This is a genomic window from Duganella sacchari, from assembly GCF_900143065.1.
Lineage (GTDB): Bacteria > Pseudomonadota > Gammaproteobacteria > Burkholderiales > Burkholderiaceae_D > Rugamonas > Rugamonas sacchari.
In genome coordinates this window covers 1-18,550 of record NZ_FRCX01000021.1, presented here as the reverse complement: position 1 = coordinate 18,550, position 18,550 = coordinate 1, and the positions used below count along the sequence as shown (strand labels likewise).

The following is an 18,550-nucleotide window of genomic DNA, read 5'->3' as shown; positions in this document are numbered from 1 at the left end:
TAAAAACACGATAGCCGTGTTGGCGGCTGCTTGAAATTAGCAAAACCTGCGCATTTTGTGTGCATAATTGCACAATGAGCCAACCTGACTGGGATGACCTGCGCTACTTCCTTGCCTTGCACGATGCAGGTACGCTGTCCGCTGCTGCGCGCACGGCAGGTGTCGAACATACCACCGTGGCGCGGCGTATCGATGCGTTGGAGGCGGCGCTTGGCGTCCGACTCTTTGACCGCTTTCCGAAAGGCTGGTCGCTGACAGCCGCAGGCAAGGCGCTGGCGCCGCATGTCCGCAAGATGGAAGACGGCCTGCATGGCGTGCTGCGTGCGGCAACCGGCGCGGCCGAACTGCACGGCAAGGTGCGCGTCTCTGCGCCTCCGGCGCTCGCAGCCTGGTTGCTGGCGCCGCGCTTGCGGCCAGCGCTGCATCGCCTGCCGGGCATCGAGCTTGACCTGCGTGGGGAGGCGCGTGAGACGGATCTGATGCGGCGCGAGTCCGACATCGCCATACGCTACAACCGCCCGACGGCGCCGGGGCTGGCCGTGCGCAGCGTGGCGACAGTGCACTACCGCCTGTGCGCCAGTGACGGGTATCTGGCGTCGCGCGGCCCGGAGGAGTGGGAATTTCTCGGCTACGATGAACAACTCCAGCATACGCCGCAGCATCAGTGGCTGGAGAAAATACGTGGCGAGCGCCGTTACTGCCTGCGTTCCAACGACCTGGGCGCGCTCTATCAGGCGGCACTTGCCGGCTGTGGCGTGGCAGTGTTACCCGACTACTTGCCACTGGCTGGCTTATTGGCCGTTATTGCGCCAGCGCCGGCTTGTCCGGTCAAACGCAAACTCTGGATCGTCATGCACGAAGACGTCCGCCGTGCCGCCCCGGTTCGCGCGGTGGCCGATGAGATCATCGCGTTGCTGGCGCCGCAAGGGTGATATTCTAGGCTGCATGAGCATTCGCACCCTTACCCCCTCTGATGACCGGAAGCGTCCCACGTCGGCGCCGTTGCGCGAGCGCGATGTGGTGGGACTGATCGCATCGTTCAATGCAGGCCGCGATGCCGAACGCGTGACGCAGAAATATCGTCTGCTCGCGGACAATCCCTTCGCTTTTCTGCGCGGTACCTGCCATCTGTTCTACCAGGATTTTCCAGGTCTCGGACAGTCGCCGCTGGCGTGGATCTGTGGCGATCTTCACCTCGAAAACTTCGGCAGCTACAAAGGCGACAACCGCCTGACCTATTTTGACATGAACGACTTCGACGAAGCCGTGCTGGCGCCAGCCAGCTGGGAGCTGGTCCGCTTCCTCGTCAGTGTGCTGGTGGCTGCCGACGCACTGACAGTGCCGCCGGCACAAGCGATCGCCCTGTGCCACAGTTTTCTGGATGCGTACGTCGGCAATCTGGTCGAAGGTAAAGCACGCTGGGTGGAGCGGGCGACTGCCGACGGCATGGTGCGCGACCTGCTGCGGGACTTGCGCCTGCGCGAACGTCCCGCCTTCCTCGACCGTCGCACCGATATCCGCAAAGGCAAACGCAAGCTGCGGCTGGACGGCATCAAAGCGCTGCCGGTCAACGAAGCGGAGCGCGAAAAGGTCACGCAGTTCATGGCCTCCTATGCGGAGACTCGGCAGACACCGGCGTTCTTCCGTGTGCTTGATGTGGCTCGCCGCATCGCTGGCACGGGTAGCCTCGGACAAGAGCGCTATGCGGTTCTGGTGCGCGGACGCGGTGGATTGGACGGCAACTTCCTGCTCGACCTGAAACTGGCTTCCAGTTCCGCACTGTCGCCCTATCTGCCGGTGGTGCAACCACCGTGGCAAACCGAAGCCGAGCGCATCGTCGCGGTACAGAAAAGAATGCAGGCCATATCACCAGCCTTCCTGTCAGCGGTGAGCATCGGCGACCAATCGTATGTGCTCAAAGAACTGCTGCCACAGCAGGATCGTCTTTCGCTGGAGCGGTGGGGCGGCAAACTGCGCCGCCTCGAAAGCGTCATGCGGACCATGGGCAGTATCGTCGCCTGGTCGCACCTGCGCTCCGGCGGTCGCCAGGGCTCCGCCATTGCCGATGAATGGATCGCTTATGGCCACAACGGCAAGCAATGGCGCCCCGCGCTGATCGACTACGCCCAGACCTGCCATCAGCAAGTGCTGGCCGACTGGAAGCAGTATGCCAACGCATACCGCGCAGCGTTGCAGACGCGCTGATGCCGGCTAATTGGCTGGCGTCGGCAGCGGCGGCAGGCCCATGGTTTTTCTGCGCTGGTTCAGGTTTTTTGGGTCGTCGATCGGCGGCATCTTGTTACTGCCATATTCCTGCTGCGTGCCGTAGAGCTGTCCCTTGCCTTGTCTCAGCCTAACCCTGTCGACAAACATGGCGTAGATCTTGTTCGGAATTTCGCCTCGCTTGTTTGCGGCGGCAAGCAAATCAGCGTGTTTGAGCTGATAGTCCAGGTCCGCATGCTGAATAATGAGGAACGCTGCATCTGCCGCGCGGTTGGCGTCAAGCTTGCCGGGCCAGCCGCACTGCTCAATCAATTTGTCCAGGTTGCGCTGATTACTTTCGTCGATGTCCGAGATGGTGTATTCCAGCTGATCTTTTTCCTTGGGATCGAACTTCTCCTTGCGGTGCTCCATCTCCAGGATGTGGATGTAGCGGCCGCGCAGTGACTGGTCGTCGCTACGCATCTTTGCGTACTGTTGGGCCAGCGCGGTTTTCTCGCACGGCTCCGCAGCTGCCAATAAAGGCAGGAATGCCAGTGCAAGAACAGCACGAGATAAATTCGACGTTTTCATTGATTGAATGTTCGCATGGTTGGTCGCCTCCGCAGTGTACGAGTTTTATTAATCTCTTGGTAAGTTGCGTTCAGCTTTCGTCGCGGGTGAGAAGCACGTGGTCGATCAGGCCATAGTCTTTGGCGTCTGCGGATGACATATAGTTGTCGCGGTCGGAGTCTTTTTCGATCCGGGCCAGCGTTTGCCTGGTGCGCTCGGCCATGATGGAGTTAAGGCGGTGGCGCTGGTAGAGCACCTCGCGTGCCTGGATTTCAATGTCGGAGGCGACGCCTTGCGAGCCGCCATGCGGCTGGTGGATCATGATGCGCGCGTTGGGCAGGGCATAGCGCTTGCCGATTGCGCCAGCGGCGAGCAGGAAGGAGCCCATGCTGGCGGCAAAGCCGGTGCACAAGGTGGAAACCTCTGGTTTGATGAATTGCATGGTGTCGTAGATCGCCATGCCGGCATACACCGAGCCGCCCGGAGAATTGATGTACAGTGAGATGTCTTTGTGCGGATCAGCCGATTCCAGGAACAGCAACTGCGCCACGATCAGGTTTGCCGATTGTTCGGTCACTTCGCCCACCAGGAAGATCACGCGCTCTTTCAGCAGGCAGGAATAAATATCGAAGGCGCGTTCGCCACGGCTGGTCTGTTCGATGACGGTGGGGATGAGGCCCAGGGAATTGGTCAGCATGATGTTCCTTTCGCGGTCAGGTCGGTTCACTGCCCGCTTGACGCCTGCGCCGGTGCGCAGTGTGACGGCAAAAAAATAGATAGTTGATGTGTCACGTTTGGCGGGTGCCCAGCGTCAAGTAGTGTCCCCATCATGAGAGGAGAATCACCATGTCACGTACTACCGATACCGATGGCGCCCTGTTTGAGCAGCTGCGCCCGCGCCTGAGGGCGATCAGTTCACGCATCCTGGGCAGCGAGGCGGAAGCGGAAGAAGTGGTACAGGACTGTTTTTTGAAGTGGCACAGCGCTGAAAAGGACGCGCTGGTGACGCCTGCCGCCTGGCTGACCACCGTTGTGCAGCATCAGTCGATCGACCATTTGCGCAAACGCGCGCGCGATGCGGTGGCCGCCCAGGTTGCAAAGGAATTGGCGCCCGATGTGCAGCCGCTATCACCAGAGGAAGAGCTGCTGCGGTGTGCCGACGTGGAAGCCGCATTTGCGCGGATGCTGGCGCGTCTGTCGTTTTCCGAGCGGCTGGCGCTGGTCCTGCATGAGGTGTTTGAATGCGGACACGCTGATATTGCTGCAGTACTCGGGACCAAAGCAGAAAACGCGCGCCAGTACCTGGCACGCGCGCGCAAGCGGTTGAAGCAAGCGGCTGATGACATGCCGCCCGAGGAGAAGCTGTCGCGCGAGCTGATACGCAGGTTTCAACTGGCGATCAACACCCGTGATGTGCCGGCCGTGGTGACCCTGCTGACGGATGGGCAGCCCCTGGCCGTCTGCCTTCAACAACAGCGGCTGCGCGTGCGCGGCTTTAGCGCATGCGCCAATGATGCGTCGTATGCGCTGGCGGCCTAGATGCAGTGTGTGACAGCTTATGGCCGGCGCGTGACTTTCACTTCGTAGATCTTGGGCCACAGTTTGCCGGTGACGAACAGGCGTTTTTTATCGGCGTCGTAGGCGATGCCGTTCATGACGTTTTCGCCGTTCGGTCCTTTGCCGGCATCGGGATAAAGTTTGCTGAAATCGATCCAGCCAACGATCTTGCCGGTGGCAGGATCGATGCGGGCGATGGTGTTGGTGTGCCAGATATTGGCGTAGATTTCGCCTTCCACCACTTCCAGTTCATTGAGCTGGTCGACTGCAATGCCGTCCGCCGTTACTTTCACGCGGCGTACTTCGAGGAAGGTCTTGGGATCGAGGAAGCGCAGCGTGGCGCTGCCATCGCTCATGATGAGTTCTTTGCCGTTCTGCGTCAGGCCCCAGCCTTCGCCCGGGTAGGCAAACTGGCTTTTGAATTCAAAGGTCTTCAGATCGAAGACAAAACCGGTCTGGGTTTGCCAGGTCAGGCCGACCAGCGTATCGCCCCAGGCAGTCAGGCCTTCGCCGAAGTACTGGGGCGGGATGTCTTTGCTTTGCAGGACCTTGCCGGTCTCCAGGTTTACTTTGCGGATCGAAGATTTGCCGTTCAGGCCCGTGCTCTCGTACAGGAAGCCATCGCGGTACAGCAGGCCTTCGGTGAAGGCCTGCGTGTCATGCGGATAGCTGCGCACCACCTTGAAATCGTAGGTGGGGAGTGCAGCCGATGCAGCAGCGGGCAGGAAAGTGGAGAGGAGGAGGGCTTGAGCGTAAATCTTTTTCACTATGCAGTCACCGAATTTTGTAGTTCAACCATGGCGTCCAGCGTGGTGCCGGGAGCATTGAGCTCCGCTTCCACGCAGGCGCGGGCTTCCGGCGTTTGCACCAGCGAGACAGCTTGCTGGCGCGCGATCGCCGCCGCAGCAGTATCGCCGCAGCCGTTCAGCAAGTCCAGTACCAATGCAACTTCGGTAGTGTAGTTGAATACATCGGCCAGCAGTTCTGCCATGCCTTCGGAGGTGAGGACGTTAATCTGGTTCTTTTGCTGGTTCAGCTTCATGGCCGCCTGCGCCAGATGTTCTTCCGGCTGCTGCAGATAACGGCGCGCCAGCTGATAGTCGCCACAGGCCATCAGTGAGGGCAGGGCGATGCGGGCTGTCTGCTGTTTCAGCGCGTCGGGCAGCCGCTGGAACAGGTGGTAAGTATTCTGCAAGTCGCCCAGCTTGTCGTTGACCACGCGGATGTCATTGAACAGCGCGGTATCGGCCGGTTCGCTCAGCAGCTGCTCAGCCATGTGGTTGCGCAGATCGACCAGCGCGTGGTGGGCGGGCAGGTATTCTTCCGCAAGCTTGGCCCATGCGGCCAGCACGTAGGACAGGCGCAGCGATGCGGTGTCCGCGTCCTTGGCGGTAGCCTCAAATAGCCAGATGTATTCCTGCAGGGCTTCTTCAAACTTGCCCTCGGCGTGGATACTCCAGGCGTTTTCCAGTCTTTGAACGATATCCATTACTACCTCGAATGGTAAGAATGGACATTTTAATACCGAAAAATAAAACTCAGGCGCGGAGTTGGATGGCTATTGTGCTGCTAATCTCGTTGATGGGGGCGGGCACGCATGGCTTCACCGATCATGACCAGCACCGGGCCATGCGGTGTGCCCAGACCCTGGCTCAAGGTGGTGATGTCCATACGGTGGGTTTGCTGGTCGGCGCGGCTGACGTTTTCGATGACGACCACCGGCGTATCCGGTTTGTGGCCGTGTGCGAGCAGGCGCTCTGCGGTGGCGATGGCTTCGCGGCCGCCCATGTACTGCACCAGCGTGTCGGTTTCGGGAATGGCGTCGTGGTCCGCGTGTTCAGCTGCGGTGGACGAGGTGAAAAAACCGACGCTGCGCGCCACGCCGCGCTTGGTCAGCGGCTGCTTGGTGGTCGCCGCTGCCGCCAGCGCGGTGGTGATGCCGGGGACGACTTCCACCTCGATGCCAGCTTCTTCCAGCGCCCGCAGCTCTTCATCGGCGCGGCCGAAGATCATGGGGTCGCCGCCTTTCAGGCGCACCACCAGCGTGGCGCGCTGCGCGCATTCGACCAACTGCCGGTTGATGATCTGCTGGGCGACCGAACGCTGGCCGCTGCGCTTGCCGACCGAGATTTTCTCGGCCTGCGGACACAGGTCCAGCATTTCGGATGTCACCAGTGCGTCGTGCAGCACGATGTCGGCTTGCGCCAGCAGGCGCGCACCACGCAAGGTAATCAAGTCCTGGGCGCCGGGACCGGCGCCGATCAAATACACTTTTCCGAGAGCTGGCATGAAAAATCCTTGGCTCCCCGCAGGCGCGGGGATGACGCTGGCTAGGTTTATTGGTCCAGGCGGATCATACCAGCGGCCACGGTCTGATGGGTCACCTCATCGATCAGAATGAAAGCACCAGTGGCGCGGATGTCACTGTAGGCGTCGGCTGCCAACGGCTGCTGCACTGCCAGCTCGATGGTGGCGATGTCGTTGAGCTTCAGGCCTTCGGCGCTGTGGCGCTGCTGGGTGTTGATGTCCAGCAGAGATGCAATCGCTTTCACTTTCGCCGAGGTCTGCTTGGTGCCGTGCTTGATCCAGTACTTGCGGCGCACGTCCAGCGGCTCGTCGGACATCCAGCATACGTCGGCCTTCAGCTGTTTCAGCTGCGTGGCCGGCTGTGCGGCATTGGCCAGCAGGTCGCCACGCGAAATGTCCAGGTATTCGTTCAGCAGCAGCGTGATCGACTGGCCGGCGACGGCCGACTGGTGCGAACCTTCCAGCGTGACGATGTCTTTCACGGTCGCAGCCTGGCCGGATGGCTGCACCACCAGCGTGTCGCCCACCGAGACCTTGCCCGACTCGATACGGCCCATGTAGCCGCGGAAGTCATTGGCTTCGTGGCCGTTGTGGCGCGCCACCAGCTGCACCGGGAAGCGGAATGGTGCGTCGTGCGACTCGTCGTAGACGGACAGCGATTCCAGCAGCTCGATCAGCGTCGGGCCTTGGTACCAGTCCAGCTTCTCGCTCTTTTCCACCACGTTGTCGCCGCTCAGGGCGGACAGCGGAATCGGCGTGATGTCTTTCAGGCCCAGCGAGGCGGCGAATTCGCCATAGGCTTTGACGATGCGGTTGTAGATGTCCTGATCGTAGTTCACCAGGTCCATCTTGTTGACGGCCACGATGACGTGCTCGATTTGCAGCAGGTGGGCGATGGTGGAGTGGCGTTTGGTCTGGATCAGCAGATCCACGCCGCCGTCTTCGCGCAGCTTCACTTTCGATACGTCCACCAGGATGATGACGGCATCGGCGGTCGACGCGCCGGTCACCATGTTGCGGGTGTACTGCTCGTGGCCTGGCGTGTCGGCGATGATGAATTTGCGTTTCGGCGTGGCGAAGTAGCGGTAGGCGACGTCGATGGTGATGCCTTGTTCGCGTTCGGCTTCCAGGCCGTCGGTCAGCAGCGACAGGTCGACGGTGTCGCCGACGGTGCGCTTGTGCTTGGAGCGCGACATGGCGTCCAGCTGGTCGGCGAAGATGCCTTTGCTGTCGAACAGCAGGCGGCCGATCAGGGTGGACTTGCCGTCATCGACGGAACCGGCGGTGATAAAACGCAGGAGGCCGCGTTCGTTCGAAGTAGTCGTAGTCATTAGAAGTATCCTGCTTTTTTACGTTTTTCCATCGATGCTTCGGAGGTCTGGTCGTCCATGCGGGTGGCGCCGCGCTCCGTCACCTGGGTGATCGCGGTTTCAGCGATGATCTGCTCCACGGTGGCCGCGTCCGAGGACACCGGGCAGGTGCAGGAGATGTCGCCGACGGTACGGAAGCGCACCACTTGCGTTTCGACGGTTTCGCCTTCGCGGGCCGGAGTCAGATCCGTCAGCGGCACCAGCAGGCCATTGCGCGGAATCACCTGGCGCTCATGGGCGAAGTAGATCGGTGGCAGTTCCAGTTTTTCACGGGCGATGTACTGCCACACATCCAGCTCGGTCCAGTTCGAGATCGGGAACACACGCATGTTCTCGCCGGGATGGACGCGGGTGTTATACAGGTCCCACAGTTCCGGGCGCTGCGACTTCGGGTCCCACTGGCCGAATTCATCGCGGAACGAGAAGATGCGCTCCTTGGCGCGGGCTTTCTCTTCGTCGCGGCGAGCGCCGCCGATGCAGGCGTCGAAGCCATGTTCGGCGATGGTTTCCAGCAGCGTCACCGCCTGTGCGGCGTTGCGCGAATCGGTTTGCGGATTGCGCAGGCGTACCGTTCCTTTTTTGATCGAGTCTTCGACCGAGCCGACGATCAGGCGTTCGCCCAGTTCGGCCACGCGCTTGTCGCGGAAGGTAATCACTTCCTGGAAGTTGTGGCCGGTGTCGACGTGCACCAGCGGGAACGGGAATTTACCAGGACGGAAAGCCTTCTCCGCGATGCGCAGCAGGACCACCGAGTCTTTACCGCCCGAGAACAGCAGGGCAGGGTTGCTGCACTCGGCAGCGACTTCGCGCATGATGTGGATGGCTTCCGATTCCAGGGCATCGAGGTGGCGCGAGTTCACTTGCGCGTTTTGTTCAACTAAAGCGTTCATTGGACTAGCCTATTCTTTGAAGCCGCTTATGCAGCGACAGATTTAATGCGTATCAGTTTGCCGTCGACGACGTGGAGGCCGCATTCTTTCGATTCCGGGTTCTCCCACCACCAGCGTCCGGCGCGGACATCTTCACCTGGCTGTATGGCTCGGGTACACGGTTCGCAGCCGATCGATGGATAACCCTGGTCGTGCAGCGCGTTGTACGGCACGCCGTTGTCGCGGATGTAGTTCCAGATGTCGTCCTCGGACCAATCGGCCAGCGGATTGAACTTGGTCATGAAGTGCGCCGGATCGTCCTCTTCCACCAGCAGCGAGGTGCGGGTTGCCGCTTGCGCGCGGCGCTGGCCCGTGACCCAGGCCTTGTTGCCGGACAGTGCGCGGTTCAGCGGCTCGACCTTGCGGATGCGGCAGCATTCCTTGCGCATCTCGACGCTGTCGTAGAAGGCGTTCAGGCCATGCTGTGCGACGTAGCTATCGACCGCATCCTGCTGCGGCTTGTAGACAGCGATGTCGTAGCCGTAGTGCTGCTTCACCTTGTCCAGCATGGCCAGCGTTTCTTGGTGCAGGCGGCCGGTTTCAAGCGAGAAAATGCCGATGCTGTGCTTGGCCTTCAGGATCATATCGGTCAGCACCATGTCTTCGGCCGCCAGCGAGGAGGCGAAAACGGCGGGGCTGAAATCGCTGGCGATGCGGGACAGCGTGGCGTGCGTGTCCGCAATCAGCTTGCTCAGGTCACTCATTGCAGCTCCAATCAAATACCGGCGCCGTCGTTGTTGGCCGTAGCCGGCACCGGGCGTGCGTGGCGGCGGAACAGCGGCACTTTCTGATCGACCGAAGCCTGATAGGTTTCGGAGAAATCGGACAGGCCTTTCAGCGCATCATGCACATCGCGGTCGGCGCGGATGGCGTAGGCGTCAAAGCCCACGCGCTGCATCGAGAACAGCTGGTCGCGCAGCACATCGCCGACGGCGCGCAGTTCGCCGGTCCAGCCCAGGCGGGTGCGCAGGTTGTAGGCGATCGAGTAGCCGCGGCCATCGGTAAATTTGGGGAAGTCGACGGCGATCAGCGGGAACTGGTCCAGCAGGCCTTTCAGCGTTTCAGGGCGCTCGTCCGATGCGATCCACACGGCGATCTCGCCGGCGGCGGTGCGTGCCGCCAGCACCTCGCGCTGCACCAGCCACAGGCTCAGTGGCACGATGAATTTGCCCTCCGGGACCGCCACGGTGGCGGGATCGACAGCGGGTGCGCCTTCGACCGGCTCGGCCAGGCGCAGCACTTGCCAGTCGTCGGCGACAACTTCACGGCCCTTGATGATCAGGTTTTTTACTGCTTCAGACATATTCATCCTCTCCAACCAGACGGCCGCCTTTTTCAGCGATCGGCGTGGCGTACACAAATTCCTTGAATGGTGCGACGCCCAGGCGATGCACACAGGCGGCAAACGATTCATCTTCAAAACGCTCGCGCAGATAAACCTGCAGCAGGCGGTCGATCACTTCCGGCATTTGCAGCGCGGAGAACGATGGGCCGATGATCTTGCCGATGGCGGCGTTGTTGCCTTGCGCGCCGCCGATCGACACCTGATACCATTCGCTGCCGTCCTTGTCCACGCCCAGCACGCCGATGCTGCCGACGTGGTGGTGGCCGCAGGCGTTGATGCAGCCGGAGATATTCAGTTCGATCTCGCCGATGTCATGCTGGTAGTCGAGGTTATCGAAACGCTCCGAGATGGCCGCCGCAATCGGCAGCGACTTGGCGTTGGCCAGCGAGCAGAAGTCGCCGCCCGGGCAGCAGATCATGTCGGTCAGCAGGCCGATGTTCGGTGTGGCCAGGCCATGGGCTTTGGCTTCCTGCCACAGCGCGAACAGCTGCGATTGTTCGACGTCGGCCAGCACGATGTTCTGTTCGTGGGTGACGCGCAGTTCGTTAAAGCTGTAGCGGTCTGCCAGGTCGGCCATGAAGTCCATCTGTTCAGCGGTGGCGTCGCCCGGCGGCACGCCGGTCTTTTTCAGCGACAGCACCACGGCGGCGTAGCCCGGCACCTTGTGCGGCTTGACGTTGCGCTTCAACCAGTTGGCGAAGGCCTTGTGCTCAGCGGCTTGCGCCTGCAGGGCGGCGTCGCTGTCTTCCGGCGCTTTGTAGGCTGGCGGCTGGAAGTAGTCGATCACGCGCTGCATCTCGTCGACGGTCAGGGTTTCCGGACCGTCCTTGAGATCGACCCATTCTTCTTCCACCTGGCGCGTGAATTCTTCCACGCCCACGGCTTTCAGCAGGATCTTGATACGGGCTTTGTACTTGTTGTCGCGGCGGCCGTACTGGTTATACACGCGCATCACGGCTTCGGTGTAGGTCAGCAGGTGCTGCCACGGCAGGAATTCGCGGATCACGCTGCCGATGATGGGCGTACGGCCCATGCCGCCGCCGGCCATGAACTTGAAGCCGATTTCACCGGCGTCGTTGCGCACCACGGTCAGGCCGATGTCGTGAATCGCGATCGCGGCGCGGTCTTCCACGGCGCCGTTGATGGCGACCTTGAATTTACGCGGCAGGGCGATGAACTCCGGGTGGAAGGTCGACCATTGACGCAGCACTTCGGCATACGGACGTGGATCGATGATCTCGTCGGCGGCCACGCCGGCATACGGGTCGGAGGTGGTGTTGCGGATGCAGTTGCCTGAAGTCTGGATGGCGTGCATCTCCACCGAGGCCAGGTCGCTCAGGATATCCGGTGTCTGTTCCAGTTCAACCCAGTTAAACTGGATGTTTTGGCGGGTGGTGAAGTGGCCATAGCCGCGGTCGTACTTGCGGGCGATATGGGCGAACATACGCATTTGCTTGGATGCCAACAGACCGTACGGCACGGCAATGCGCAGCATGTAGGCGTGACGCTGCATGTACAAGCCGTTCTGCAAGCGCAGCGGCAGGAATTCGGCTTCGGTCAGCTCATCAGCCAGGCGGCGGCGTACCTGGTCGCGGTACTGGGCGATGCGCTCGCGGACGATGAGGTGGTCGTACTGGTCGTATTGATACATGTATATTCTTCCTGGATAGTCGCTGATTCCCCAAACTGGTGCTAATAGTAATAAACTTCGTCTTTATTCCATACGACTTAGTCTTTATTTGCTTATATAAGGATTGGGCATAAGCATGGACGCTAATAATTTTAAGATGGGCCAAGACCTGCAATGAACCTTCATCAATTGCGCTTTGTGCGCGAAGCAGTACGCCAGAACTACAACCTGACCGACGCCGCCAAGGCGCTGTTTACCTCGCAGCCGGGCGTGTCCAAGGCGATTATCGAACTGGAGGAGGAGCTGGGGGTCGATATCTTCACCCGCCACGGCAAGCGTATCCGCGGCCTGACCGAGCCGGGGCGGCTGGTGCTGGAGTCGGTGGAATTGATTATGCAGGAGATCGACAGCCTCAAGCGCATCGGCAAGGAATATGCGGCCCAGGACAGCGGCAGTTTTACCATCGCCACCACACATACCCAGGCGCGCTACACGCTGCCGAAGGTGGTGCAGGCCTTCATGGTCAAATTCCCCAAGGTGCGCTTATCTTTATTGCAAGGCAATCCGCAGCAGATCGCCGAGATGGTCCAGCGTGATCAGGCCGACCTGGCGATTGCCACCGAATCGATTGCTGGCGTGAATGGCTTGGTAACATTGCCATGCTATCAATGGGAGCACGTGGTGGTGGTGCCGCCCGACCATGCGCTGCTGCGCACCAAGCAGCCGACGCTGGAAGAGATCGCCGCTTTCCCGATCATCACGTATGATGGCGCCTTTGCCGGCCGCAGCAAGATCGACCATGCGTTTGCCCTGCGCGGCCTGAAGCTGGACGTGCTGCTGGAAGCCATCGACGCCGATGTCATCAAGACTTATGTGGAGCTGGGCATGGGGATTGGTATCATAGCGGGGATGGCCTTTGACGCCGAGCGCGACAAAAACCTGCGCGCCATCCCGGTGGGCCACCTGTTCGGCATGAATGTGTCGCGGGTGGCGGTCAAGCAGGGCGCCTATCTGCGCAGCTATATCTACACCTTTATCGAACTGCTGGCCCCGACGCTCAACCGCAAGTTGATCGAACAGGCCATGAGCGGCGAAAAAGAGAACTACGAACTATAAAGAAGAAAGCATCATCATGATTACCAACCAGTTGACCCAATATTACGCCGTCAACGCGGATAACTATGACCAGGTCTACGCCAATGAAGAGCGTTTCGACGATCTGGACGATTTGCAGGAAATGGTGGCAGAACTGTTCACCGGCCATAAAGTGCTGGAACTGGGCTGTGGCACCGCGTACTGGACCGACCTGATCGCGGAAACGGCGGAGTCGGTCTATGCGACGGATATTCTGCAGGAAATGATCGACCTGGCCGAAACCCGTGGCCTTGACGAGGACATCGTGACGTTTGGCGTCATGGATGCGTTTGACCTGCCGGAGGGCCTGCAAGGCCAGTACACGGCGGTGTTTATTGGCAATCTGTGGCGCCACGTGCGCCGTGAGCAGCAGGAAAAATACCTGAAAACCCTGCGCGCCAAGCTGGGCAAGGATATCCTGCTGGTGGTGCTGGACGAGTCGCAGATCGACGGCGAGGTGGTCATCGCCCGCACCGATGCGGACGGCAATACGTATCAGATCGTCACCGCCGATGATGGCGAACGCTATGAAATCATGACCAACTATTTGACCGATAGTACCTTGCGCAAGCGCTTTGCCGACCGTGCGCGCCAGATCAAGATCGAGCGCATGGAGCACTATTTCCTGCTGAGCTGCCGCCTGAAATAACGCGGTTCAGTAAGCCGGTTCATCAAAAGCCGCTGCCAGCGGCTTTTTTTTCACTTGTGATGTTGATTTACAACAAATGGTGATTGTCACATTGTTGAAGTAATTGATAGGCATGATCTCGGCCGTGGAATTCAATACTGCAGTTTTTCTTTCAACCTCAAGTAGAGAACATCAAGTGAAAAAACTTACTCTGGCAGCAATGATCATCGGCGGCTTCGCTGCACAAGCTCAAGCTCAATCGAACGTGACGATCTACGGCCTGGTGGATGCCGGTATCGTTGGCGAGCGCGGCGGTGCTGCCGGTTCCGTCACCAAAGTGACCAGCGGTATCGGCGGCCAGTCCCGTCTGGGCTTCCGCGGTACCGAAGACCTGGGCAATGGCCTGTCGGCGATCTTCCAGCTGGAAGCCGGCTTCAAAGCGGACGACGGCACCATCGACAGCGCCGGCACCCTGTTCAACCGTCAGGCCTTCGTTGGCCTGAAGAGCAAAGAAGCCGGTCAGCTGACCATCGGCCGTCAGTACACCCCGCTGTACCTGGCACAAAGCCAGGTGGCTGACCCGTTCGGCGCCGGCTACGCTGGTTCGATCAAAAATCTGTTCCCATCGGCTGGCGCCAACACCCGCGCGAGCAACGCGCTGGTGTACTCGACCCCAACCGTGGAAGGCTTCAGCGGCGACGTGCTGTACTCGCTGGGCGAGCAGGCTGGCAGCGCCACCGCCGGCCGTCAATTCGGTCTGGGCCTGAACTACGCCCAAGGCCCGCTGAACGCGCGCCTGGTGTACAACAACAAGAACAACGACACCGCTGCTGTCGGCGCCACCCCAGCCAAGCTGCAGGATACCGGCCGCAACACCATGTTCGCGATCAACTACGACTTCCAGGTTGTGAAAGCCTTCTTCGCTTTCAGCGCAGACAAAGGCGTGAACAGCGCCCAGATCCCGGTCGCCAACGCCTACGGCTACACCGTAGCGCCGAAGCCTAGCCTGGACAGTAATGACGTGCTGATCGGCGCCACCGTACCAGTTGGCAACGGTTCGATCATGGCTTCGTACATCCGCAAGAACGACAAGACCGTCAACAACCAGGACGCCGATCAGTGGGCACTGGGCTACCTGTACTCGCTGTCGAAGCGTACTGGTGTGTACCTGGCCTACGCCAAGATCAAGAACAAGAACGGCGCTGGCTACACCGTTGGTAACAACAACGAAGCTGGTAGCGGCGACAAAGCCTTCAACGTCGGCTTCCGTCACGCGTTCTAAGCTGTATCTGGCGGCAGCGGCAGGCGTATCATGATGCGCGTGCCGCCGTCGTTGACGATGGCGATATCGCCATGCAGTGCCCAGACGCGCTCGCGCATCCCGATCAGGCCGAAGGACGAGGCTTTGTCCATGTCCTTTTCGGCGATGCCGCGACCGTCGTCATGGATCGAGATGTGCAGGGCGTCGTCCTTGCGGTACAGCGACAGCCTCACCGTGCGCGCTTCAGCGTGGCGTGTGATGTTGGTCAGCGCTTCCTGCACGATGCGGAAGATGGCCGTGCTGTAGGCATCATCGAGTATCAAATCCCCTTCGTTGGCGCTGAGCGTGCAGCTGATGCCGTGGCGCGCGACAAATTCATGGCGCAGGCTGTGCAGCGCAAAATACAACCCTCCCTCATCCAGCGCCCGTGGTCGCAAGTTGCTGGCAATGCGCCGCAGCGAGGTGATGGCGGACATCAATAGCTCATCCATGCCGGCCTGCAGCTTGCGCGTGGCCGCGTGATTATTGCCCTGGCGTTGCAGCAGGGCCAGATCACCGCGCAGGGTGGCCAGCAGCTGGCCCAGATCGTCGTGCAGTTCGCGTGCGATGTGCTTGCGTTCTTCTTCGCGGATGGTTTGCAGCGCGGCGGATAGCTCGCGCAGCTCGGCATAGGATTGTTCGGTAGCGGGGGAGGCGCGCTCGTGGCCGAGGCGCCAGCACAGGCGGCCGGTTGCCGCGATGGCGGCGAGCAACAACAGGGCACGGGTAGGGCGCATGTGGATCTCCCTGCGGCCGGAAATCGGCCGCGAGGAGTCACACTAAATCAGGCTGGGTGGAGCAGGTTTGATGTGCCGCAGTTACATCTGCTTGAACAGATGCAGGAAGCTGCGGCTCACTTCCAGCTTTTCCGGGCGGCCTTTGATCATCACCAGGTGACGGCCGCGGATGTCGCGCGTCACGCCTTCAATGGCGTTGACGTTGACCAGCGTGGCGCGGTGGATTTGCCAGAACAGCGCCGGGTCCAGCTCGTCGGCGAGGTCGCGCACGGGCTTGCGGATCAGCGCCTCGTATTTCTCGGTCTGGACGCAGGTGTACTTTTCGTCCGAGCGGAAGAACAGGATCTCCTCGACCGGAATCATGCGCAGGTCCTGGCCGATGCTGGCCTGTATCCATTGCAGGTGCGCCGGTTTTGGCGCGGCGATTTTCTCGGTCAGCTGCGCCAGCATGGCGGTGACGCTGGCGTTGATGTCGGCGCCTGCGGCCGGTTTGTTCATGCGGCCTTTGAGGCGGTCCACCGTCACCTGCAGGCGCTCCTGCTCGGGCGGTTTCAACACGTAGTCGACTGCGCCCCGTTCGAAGGCTTCCACCGCGTAGGCATCGTAGGCGGTGACGAACACGATCTGGCTCTTGTTGCCGATGATGGCGGCCGCTTCCATGCCGGTCTTGCCGGGCATGCGGATATCGAGGAAGGTGAAGTCGGGCTTGAGCTCGTCGACCAGGTCGATGGCTTCGTCGCCGTTTTTGGCTTCGCCAATAATGTCCAGCTCAGGCCATACCTGGCCCAGGCGCATGCGCAACTGGTCGCGCATTAAACGTTCGTCATCTGCAATGATTGCTGTAGGCATCGGTCTCGGGTGTGCGTATTAATTATTCAATCAGTTATTCAATCAATTATTCAACGAATCGTCGTAATAATCAATTGCTGTTATTGGCCTTGGCCAGCTGGTACGGTACTTCAATGGTGACGATCACGCCGCTCGGGCTGTTGGCGGCGATCAGCAACTGCGCCTGGTCGCCGTGCAGCAGCTTCAGGCGTTCGCGGATATTGGTCAGACCCAGGCCGGTGCCGTCGCTGGGCTTGGCGCCGAAGCCGAGGCCGGTATCACTGACAATCACACGCAGCTTGTTGTGGGCGACGTCGGCGCGCACTTTCAGCGTGCCGCCTTCCGGTTTGCCCTCGAGGCCGTGCTTGATGGCGTTTTCCACCATGGACTGCAGCATCATGGGCGGGAAGGCGGCGGTGCGCAGGCCATCGGAGACGTCAAAGTCCACGGTGAGGCGTTCTTCCATCCGCATTTTCAGCAGGTTGAGGTAGGCCAGCACCATATCGGCTTCGCGCCCAAGGTTGGTGATCAGCGAGCTGTCGCGCATTTGCGGCAGCACTGCACGCAGGTATTTGATCAGGCTACGCTGCATAGCGGAGGCGCGCGGCGGGTCGGTTTCGATCAGATGCTCGACCGACGCCAGCGTGTTGAACAGGAAATGGGGCTCGACCTGGGCTTGCATCATTTGCATCTTGGCTTCACTGAGCTGGCGCTGCATGGATTCGCGCTCGGCGGCGGCGTTGGCGGACTGGGTCTCGGCCTCGGCGCGTTTTTTGCCACCCATCAACGCCTTGGTGCCGAACAGGGCCAGCACCAGCAGGGTGATGAAGCTCTTGAACCAGGTGGAAGCCTGGCCGTGGTAGCGGGCCACCTTCTGTTCGGCGGCATCATCCACCGCTTCCTCAATGGCGTTGGACAGCTCTTCGCCAATTTGCGGCGGCAGGTCAATGTGGACTTCCTCGCCAGGCAAGGTGGGCAGGGCTGGCACCGAGGCCGCACCGCTCTTGCCGGCTTTTGCCGATGGGGCGGCTGGTGCGGCAGGGGCTGCCGGTGCTGCCGGTGCCTCCGGCGTGGCGGGCGCTTCCGGCGCTTCCGGCGGAGCAGCGGTGCTGTGCTCGTTGTTATCCTCGGTATTCTTGTTGCGGATCTTGCCGCGCGGGTTGAAGTGAATGCCGCTGTCGTCAATCAGGATATTGGTGTCAGCGCCTTTGCGCTTGGCTTTGACCATGCGATCGCCACGATCGATGTCATCCTGGGCTGGATTGGACGAAAACAGCTCATCTTGCAGGATGGAGCCGGCAATCAGCATCAGAACGGCAAACACCAGGAACTTCCACCAGGACAGCTGGGTAACCCAGGTGGCGGTAGCGTCAAAACCCCGGTGCAGCCAGCCGCCGGCGGTTTTTAAGGTGTCTTGCACTTTTGGCGTGGGAAACATGTGAGCCTTCAATCTTAATATGAGGCAAGTGTAGCGATCATCGCCTGGTGACGCCATGCGATTGCGACAGTCTGCAAAAAACGGGGATTGGACGGCAAAGTAAAAGGAAGCACTTGCCAAACTGCGGAGGGGTTGCTATAGTTCGGTCCCTCGCGAAACGAAGCATGCAAATGCAGAGTGAAGCGAAGAAAAAGAAGAGCTTGACGAGATGTACGAAACGCCTCATAATCTTGCCTCTTCGCTGATGAACAAAACGCTTTATCAGCAACGCAGTACAGAATGATCTTTAAAAAATTACAGTCGATAAATGTGGGCGTTTGATGCTGCAACAAAAAGCATTAAATGCTCAACAAGAAATAAGCAGTAGTAATACTGTCAGTATTTTGAGTGAGCGAACCATTTTTGTCAATGGTGATAAAACAGAGATTAAACTAAAGAGTTTGATCCTGGCTCAGATTGAACGCTGGCGGCATGCCTTACACATGCAAGTCGAACGGCAGCACGGAGCTTGCTCTGGTGGCGAGTGGCGAACGGGTGAGTAAAATATCGGAACGTACCCAGGAGTGGGGGATAAC

At 60.1% G+C, this 18,550-nt stretch carries 19 protein-coding genes and 1 rRNA gene; 7 read left to right on the top strand and 13 right to left on the bottom strand.

Annotated features, from left to right (window positions below; all coding sequences use genetic code 11):
* Positions 1-74 precede the first annotated feature (74 nt).
* Both BUA36_RS28555 and BUA36_RS28550 read left to right on the top strand, forming a co-directional pair.
* Positions 75-932, top strand: coding sequence for a LysR family transcriptional regulator (locus BUA36_RS28555; RefSeq protein WP_072790494.1), 858 nt, complete (start codon positions 75-77; stop codon positions 930-932).
* A 13-nt stretch (positions 933-945) separates the two neighbouring features.
* Positions 946-2,205, top strand: a complete 1,260-nt coding sequence (locus BUA36_RS28550; RefSeq protein ID WP_084560397.1) for a DUF2252 domain-containing protein — start codon at positions 946-948, stop codon at positions 2,203-2,205.
* Positions 2,206-2,211: 6 nt separating this feature from the next.
* Here the strand turns inward: BUA36_RS28550 and BUA36_RS28545 are convergent, their stop codons facing one another.
* The gene (locus BUA36_RS28545; protein WP_139260726.1) at positions 2,212-2,793 is read right to left on the bottom strand and encodes a DUF6624 domain-containing protein; all 582 of its coding nucleotides are present in this window, start codon (positions 2,791-2,793) and stop codon (positions 2,212-2,214) included.
* A gap of 70 nt (positions 2,794-2,863) precedes the next feature.
* On the bottom strand, positions 2,864-3,469 hold the full coding sequence (gene clpP / locus BUA36_RS28540; RefSeq protein ID WP_072790484.1) for an ATP-dependent Clp endopeptidase proteolytic subunit ClpP: 606 nt from the start codon (positions 3,467-3,469) through the stop codon (positions 2,864-2,866).
* Between the two features lie 149 nt (positions 3,470-3,618).
* Between clpP and BUA36_RS28535 the strand changes: the two genes are divergently transcribed.
* Positions 3,619-4,311: a sigma-70 family RNA polymerase sigma factor gene (locus BUA36_RS28535; protein ID WP_072790481.1), complete on the top strand. Its 693-nt coding sequence runs from the start codon at positions 3,619-3,621 to the stop codon at positions 4,309-4,311.
* A gap of 17 nt (positions 4,312-4,328) precedes the next feature.
* Here the strand turns inward: BUA36_RS28535 and BUA36_RS28530 are convergent, their stop codons facing one another.
* The 8 genes from BUA36_RS28530 to BUA36_RS28495 all read right to left on the bottom strand — a co-directional run bounded on the left by BUA36_RS28530 (position 4,329) and on the right by BUA36_RS28495 (position 11,931).
* A complete protein-coding gene (locus tag BUA36_RS28530; RefSeq protein ID WP_072790478.1) occupies positions 4,329-5,096 on the bottom strand; it encodes a glutaminyl-peptide cyclotransferase in 768 nt (255 codons plus the stop codon).
* Positions 5,096-5,818 carry a hypothetical protein gene (locus tag BUA36_RS28525; RefSeq protein WP_072790475.1) on the bottom strand — a complete coding sequence of 241 codons (723 nt, stop codon included), beginning with the start codon at positions 5,816-5,818 and terminating at the stop codon, positions 5,096-5,098. The genes BUA36_RS28530 and BUA36_RS28525 overlap by 1 nt, the downstream gene beginning before the upstream one ends.
* Positions 5,819-5,898: 80 nt before the next feature.
* Complete coding sequence (gene cobA, locus BUA36_RS28520) at positions 5,899-6,618, bottom strand: uroporphyrinogen-III C-methyltransferase (protein WP_072790472.1); 720 nt, start codon at positions 6,616-6,618, stop codon at positions 5,899-5,901.
* 47 nt (positions 6,619-6,665) lie between these two features.
* A complete protein-coding gene (locus tag BUA36_RS28515) occupies positions 6,666-7,967 on the bottom strand; it encodes a sulfate adenylyltransferase subunit 1 (RefSeq protein WP_072790469.1) in 1,302 nt (433 codons plus the stop codon).
* Positions 7,967-8,896, bottom strand: a complete 930-nt coding sequence (gene cysD, locus BUA36_RS28510; protein WP_072790466.1) for a sulfate adenylyltransferase subunit CysD — start codon at positions 8,894-8,896, stop codon at positions 7,967-7,969. Before cysD ends, BUA36_RS28515 begins: the two co-directional genes overlap by 1 nt.
* A gap of 26 nt (positions 8,897-8,922) precedes the next feature.
* Complete coding sequence (locus BUA36_RS28505) at positions 8,923-9,639, bottom strand: phosphoadenylyl-sulfate reductase (protein WP_072790463.1); 717 nt, start codon at positions 9,637-9,639, stop codon at positions 8,923-8,925.
* An 11-nt stretch (positions 9,640-9,650) separates the two neighbouring features.
* Complete coding sequence (locus BUA36_RS28500; protein WP_072790458.1) at positions 9,651-10,238, bottom strand: DUF934 domain-containing protein; 588 nt, start codon at positions 10,236-10,238, stop codon at positions 9,651-9,653.
* Positions 10,231-11,931: a nitrite/sulfite reductase gene (locus BUA36_RS28495; RefSeq protein ID WP_072790455.1), complete on the bottom strand. Its 1,701-nt coding sequence runs from the start codon at positions 11,929-11,931 to the stop codon at positions 10,231-10,233. The genes BUA36_RS28500 and BUA36_RS28495 overlap by 8 nt, the downstream gene beginning before the upstream one ends.
* A gap of 153 nt (positions 11,932-12,084) precedes the next feature.
* On the opposite strand from BUA36_RS28495, the gene BUA36_RS28490 reads away from it, so the two are divergent.
* From BUA36_RS28490 to BUA36_RS28480, 3 genes are all read left to right on the top strand, one after another.
* The gene (locus BUA36_RS28490; protein ID WP_072790451.1) at positions 12,085-13,026 is read left to right on the top strand and encodes a CysB family HTH-type transcriptional regulator; all 942 of its coding nucleotides are present in this window, start codon (positions 12,085-12,087) and stop codon (positions 13,024-13,026) included.
* 16 nt (positions 13,027-13,042) lie between these two features.
* Entirely contained in the window at positions 13,043-13,693 is a 651-nt protein-coding gene (locus BUA36_RS28485) for a class I SAM-dependent methyltransferase (protein ID WP_072790448.1), read from the top strand.
* A gap of 175 nt (positions 13,694-13,868) precedes the next feature.
* Positions 13,869-14,954 (top strand): porin, encoded by a 1,086-nt coding sequence (locus BUA36_RS28480; protein WP_503826098.1) that lies wholly within the window; start codon positions 13,869-13,871, stop codon positions 14,952-14,954.
* Here the strand turns inward: BUA36_RS28480 and BUA36_RS28475 are convergent.
* The 3 genes from BUA36_RS28475 to BUA36_RS28465 all read right to left on the bottom strand — a co-directional run bounded on the left by BUA36_RS28475 (position 14,951) and on the right by BUA36_RS28465 (position 17,975).
* A complete protein-coding gene (locus tag BUA36_RS28475) occupies positions 14,951-15,709 on the bottom strand; it encodes a sensor histidine kinase (protein ID WP_307188253.1) in 759 nt (252 codons plus the stop codon). The two genes, BUA36_RS28480 and BUA36_RS28475, sit on opposite strands and share 4 nt — an antisense overlap.
* An 81-nt stretch (positions 15,710-15,790) precedes the next feature.
* The gene (locus tag BUA36_RS28470) at positions 15,791-16,558 is read right to left on the bottom strand and encodes a LytR/AlgR family response regulator transcription factor (RefSeq protein WP_072790441.1); all 768 of its coding nucleotides are present in this window, start codon (positions 16,556-16,558) and stop codon (positions 15,791-15,793) included.
* A gap of 70 nt (positions 16,559-16,628) precedes the next feature.
* Complete coding sequence (locus tag BUA36_RS28465; protein ID WP_072790438.1) at positions 16,629-17,975, bottom strand: sensor histidine kinase; 1,347 nt, start codon at positions 17,973-17,975, stop codon at positions 16,629-16,631.
* Between the two features lie 428 nt (positions 17,976-18,403).
* Between BUA36_RS28465 and BUA36_RS28460 the strand changes: the two genes are divergently transcribed.
* Positions 18,404-18,550 (top strand): 16S ribosomal RNA (locus BUA36_RS28460); the annotation flags it as partial.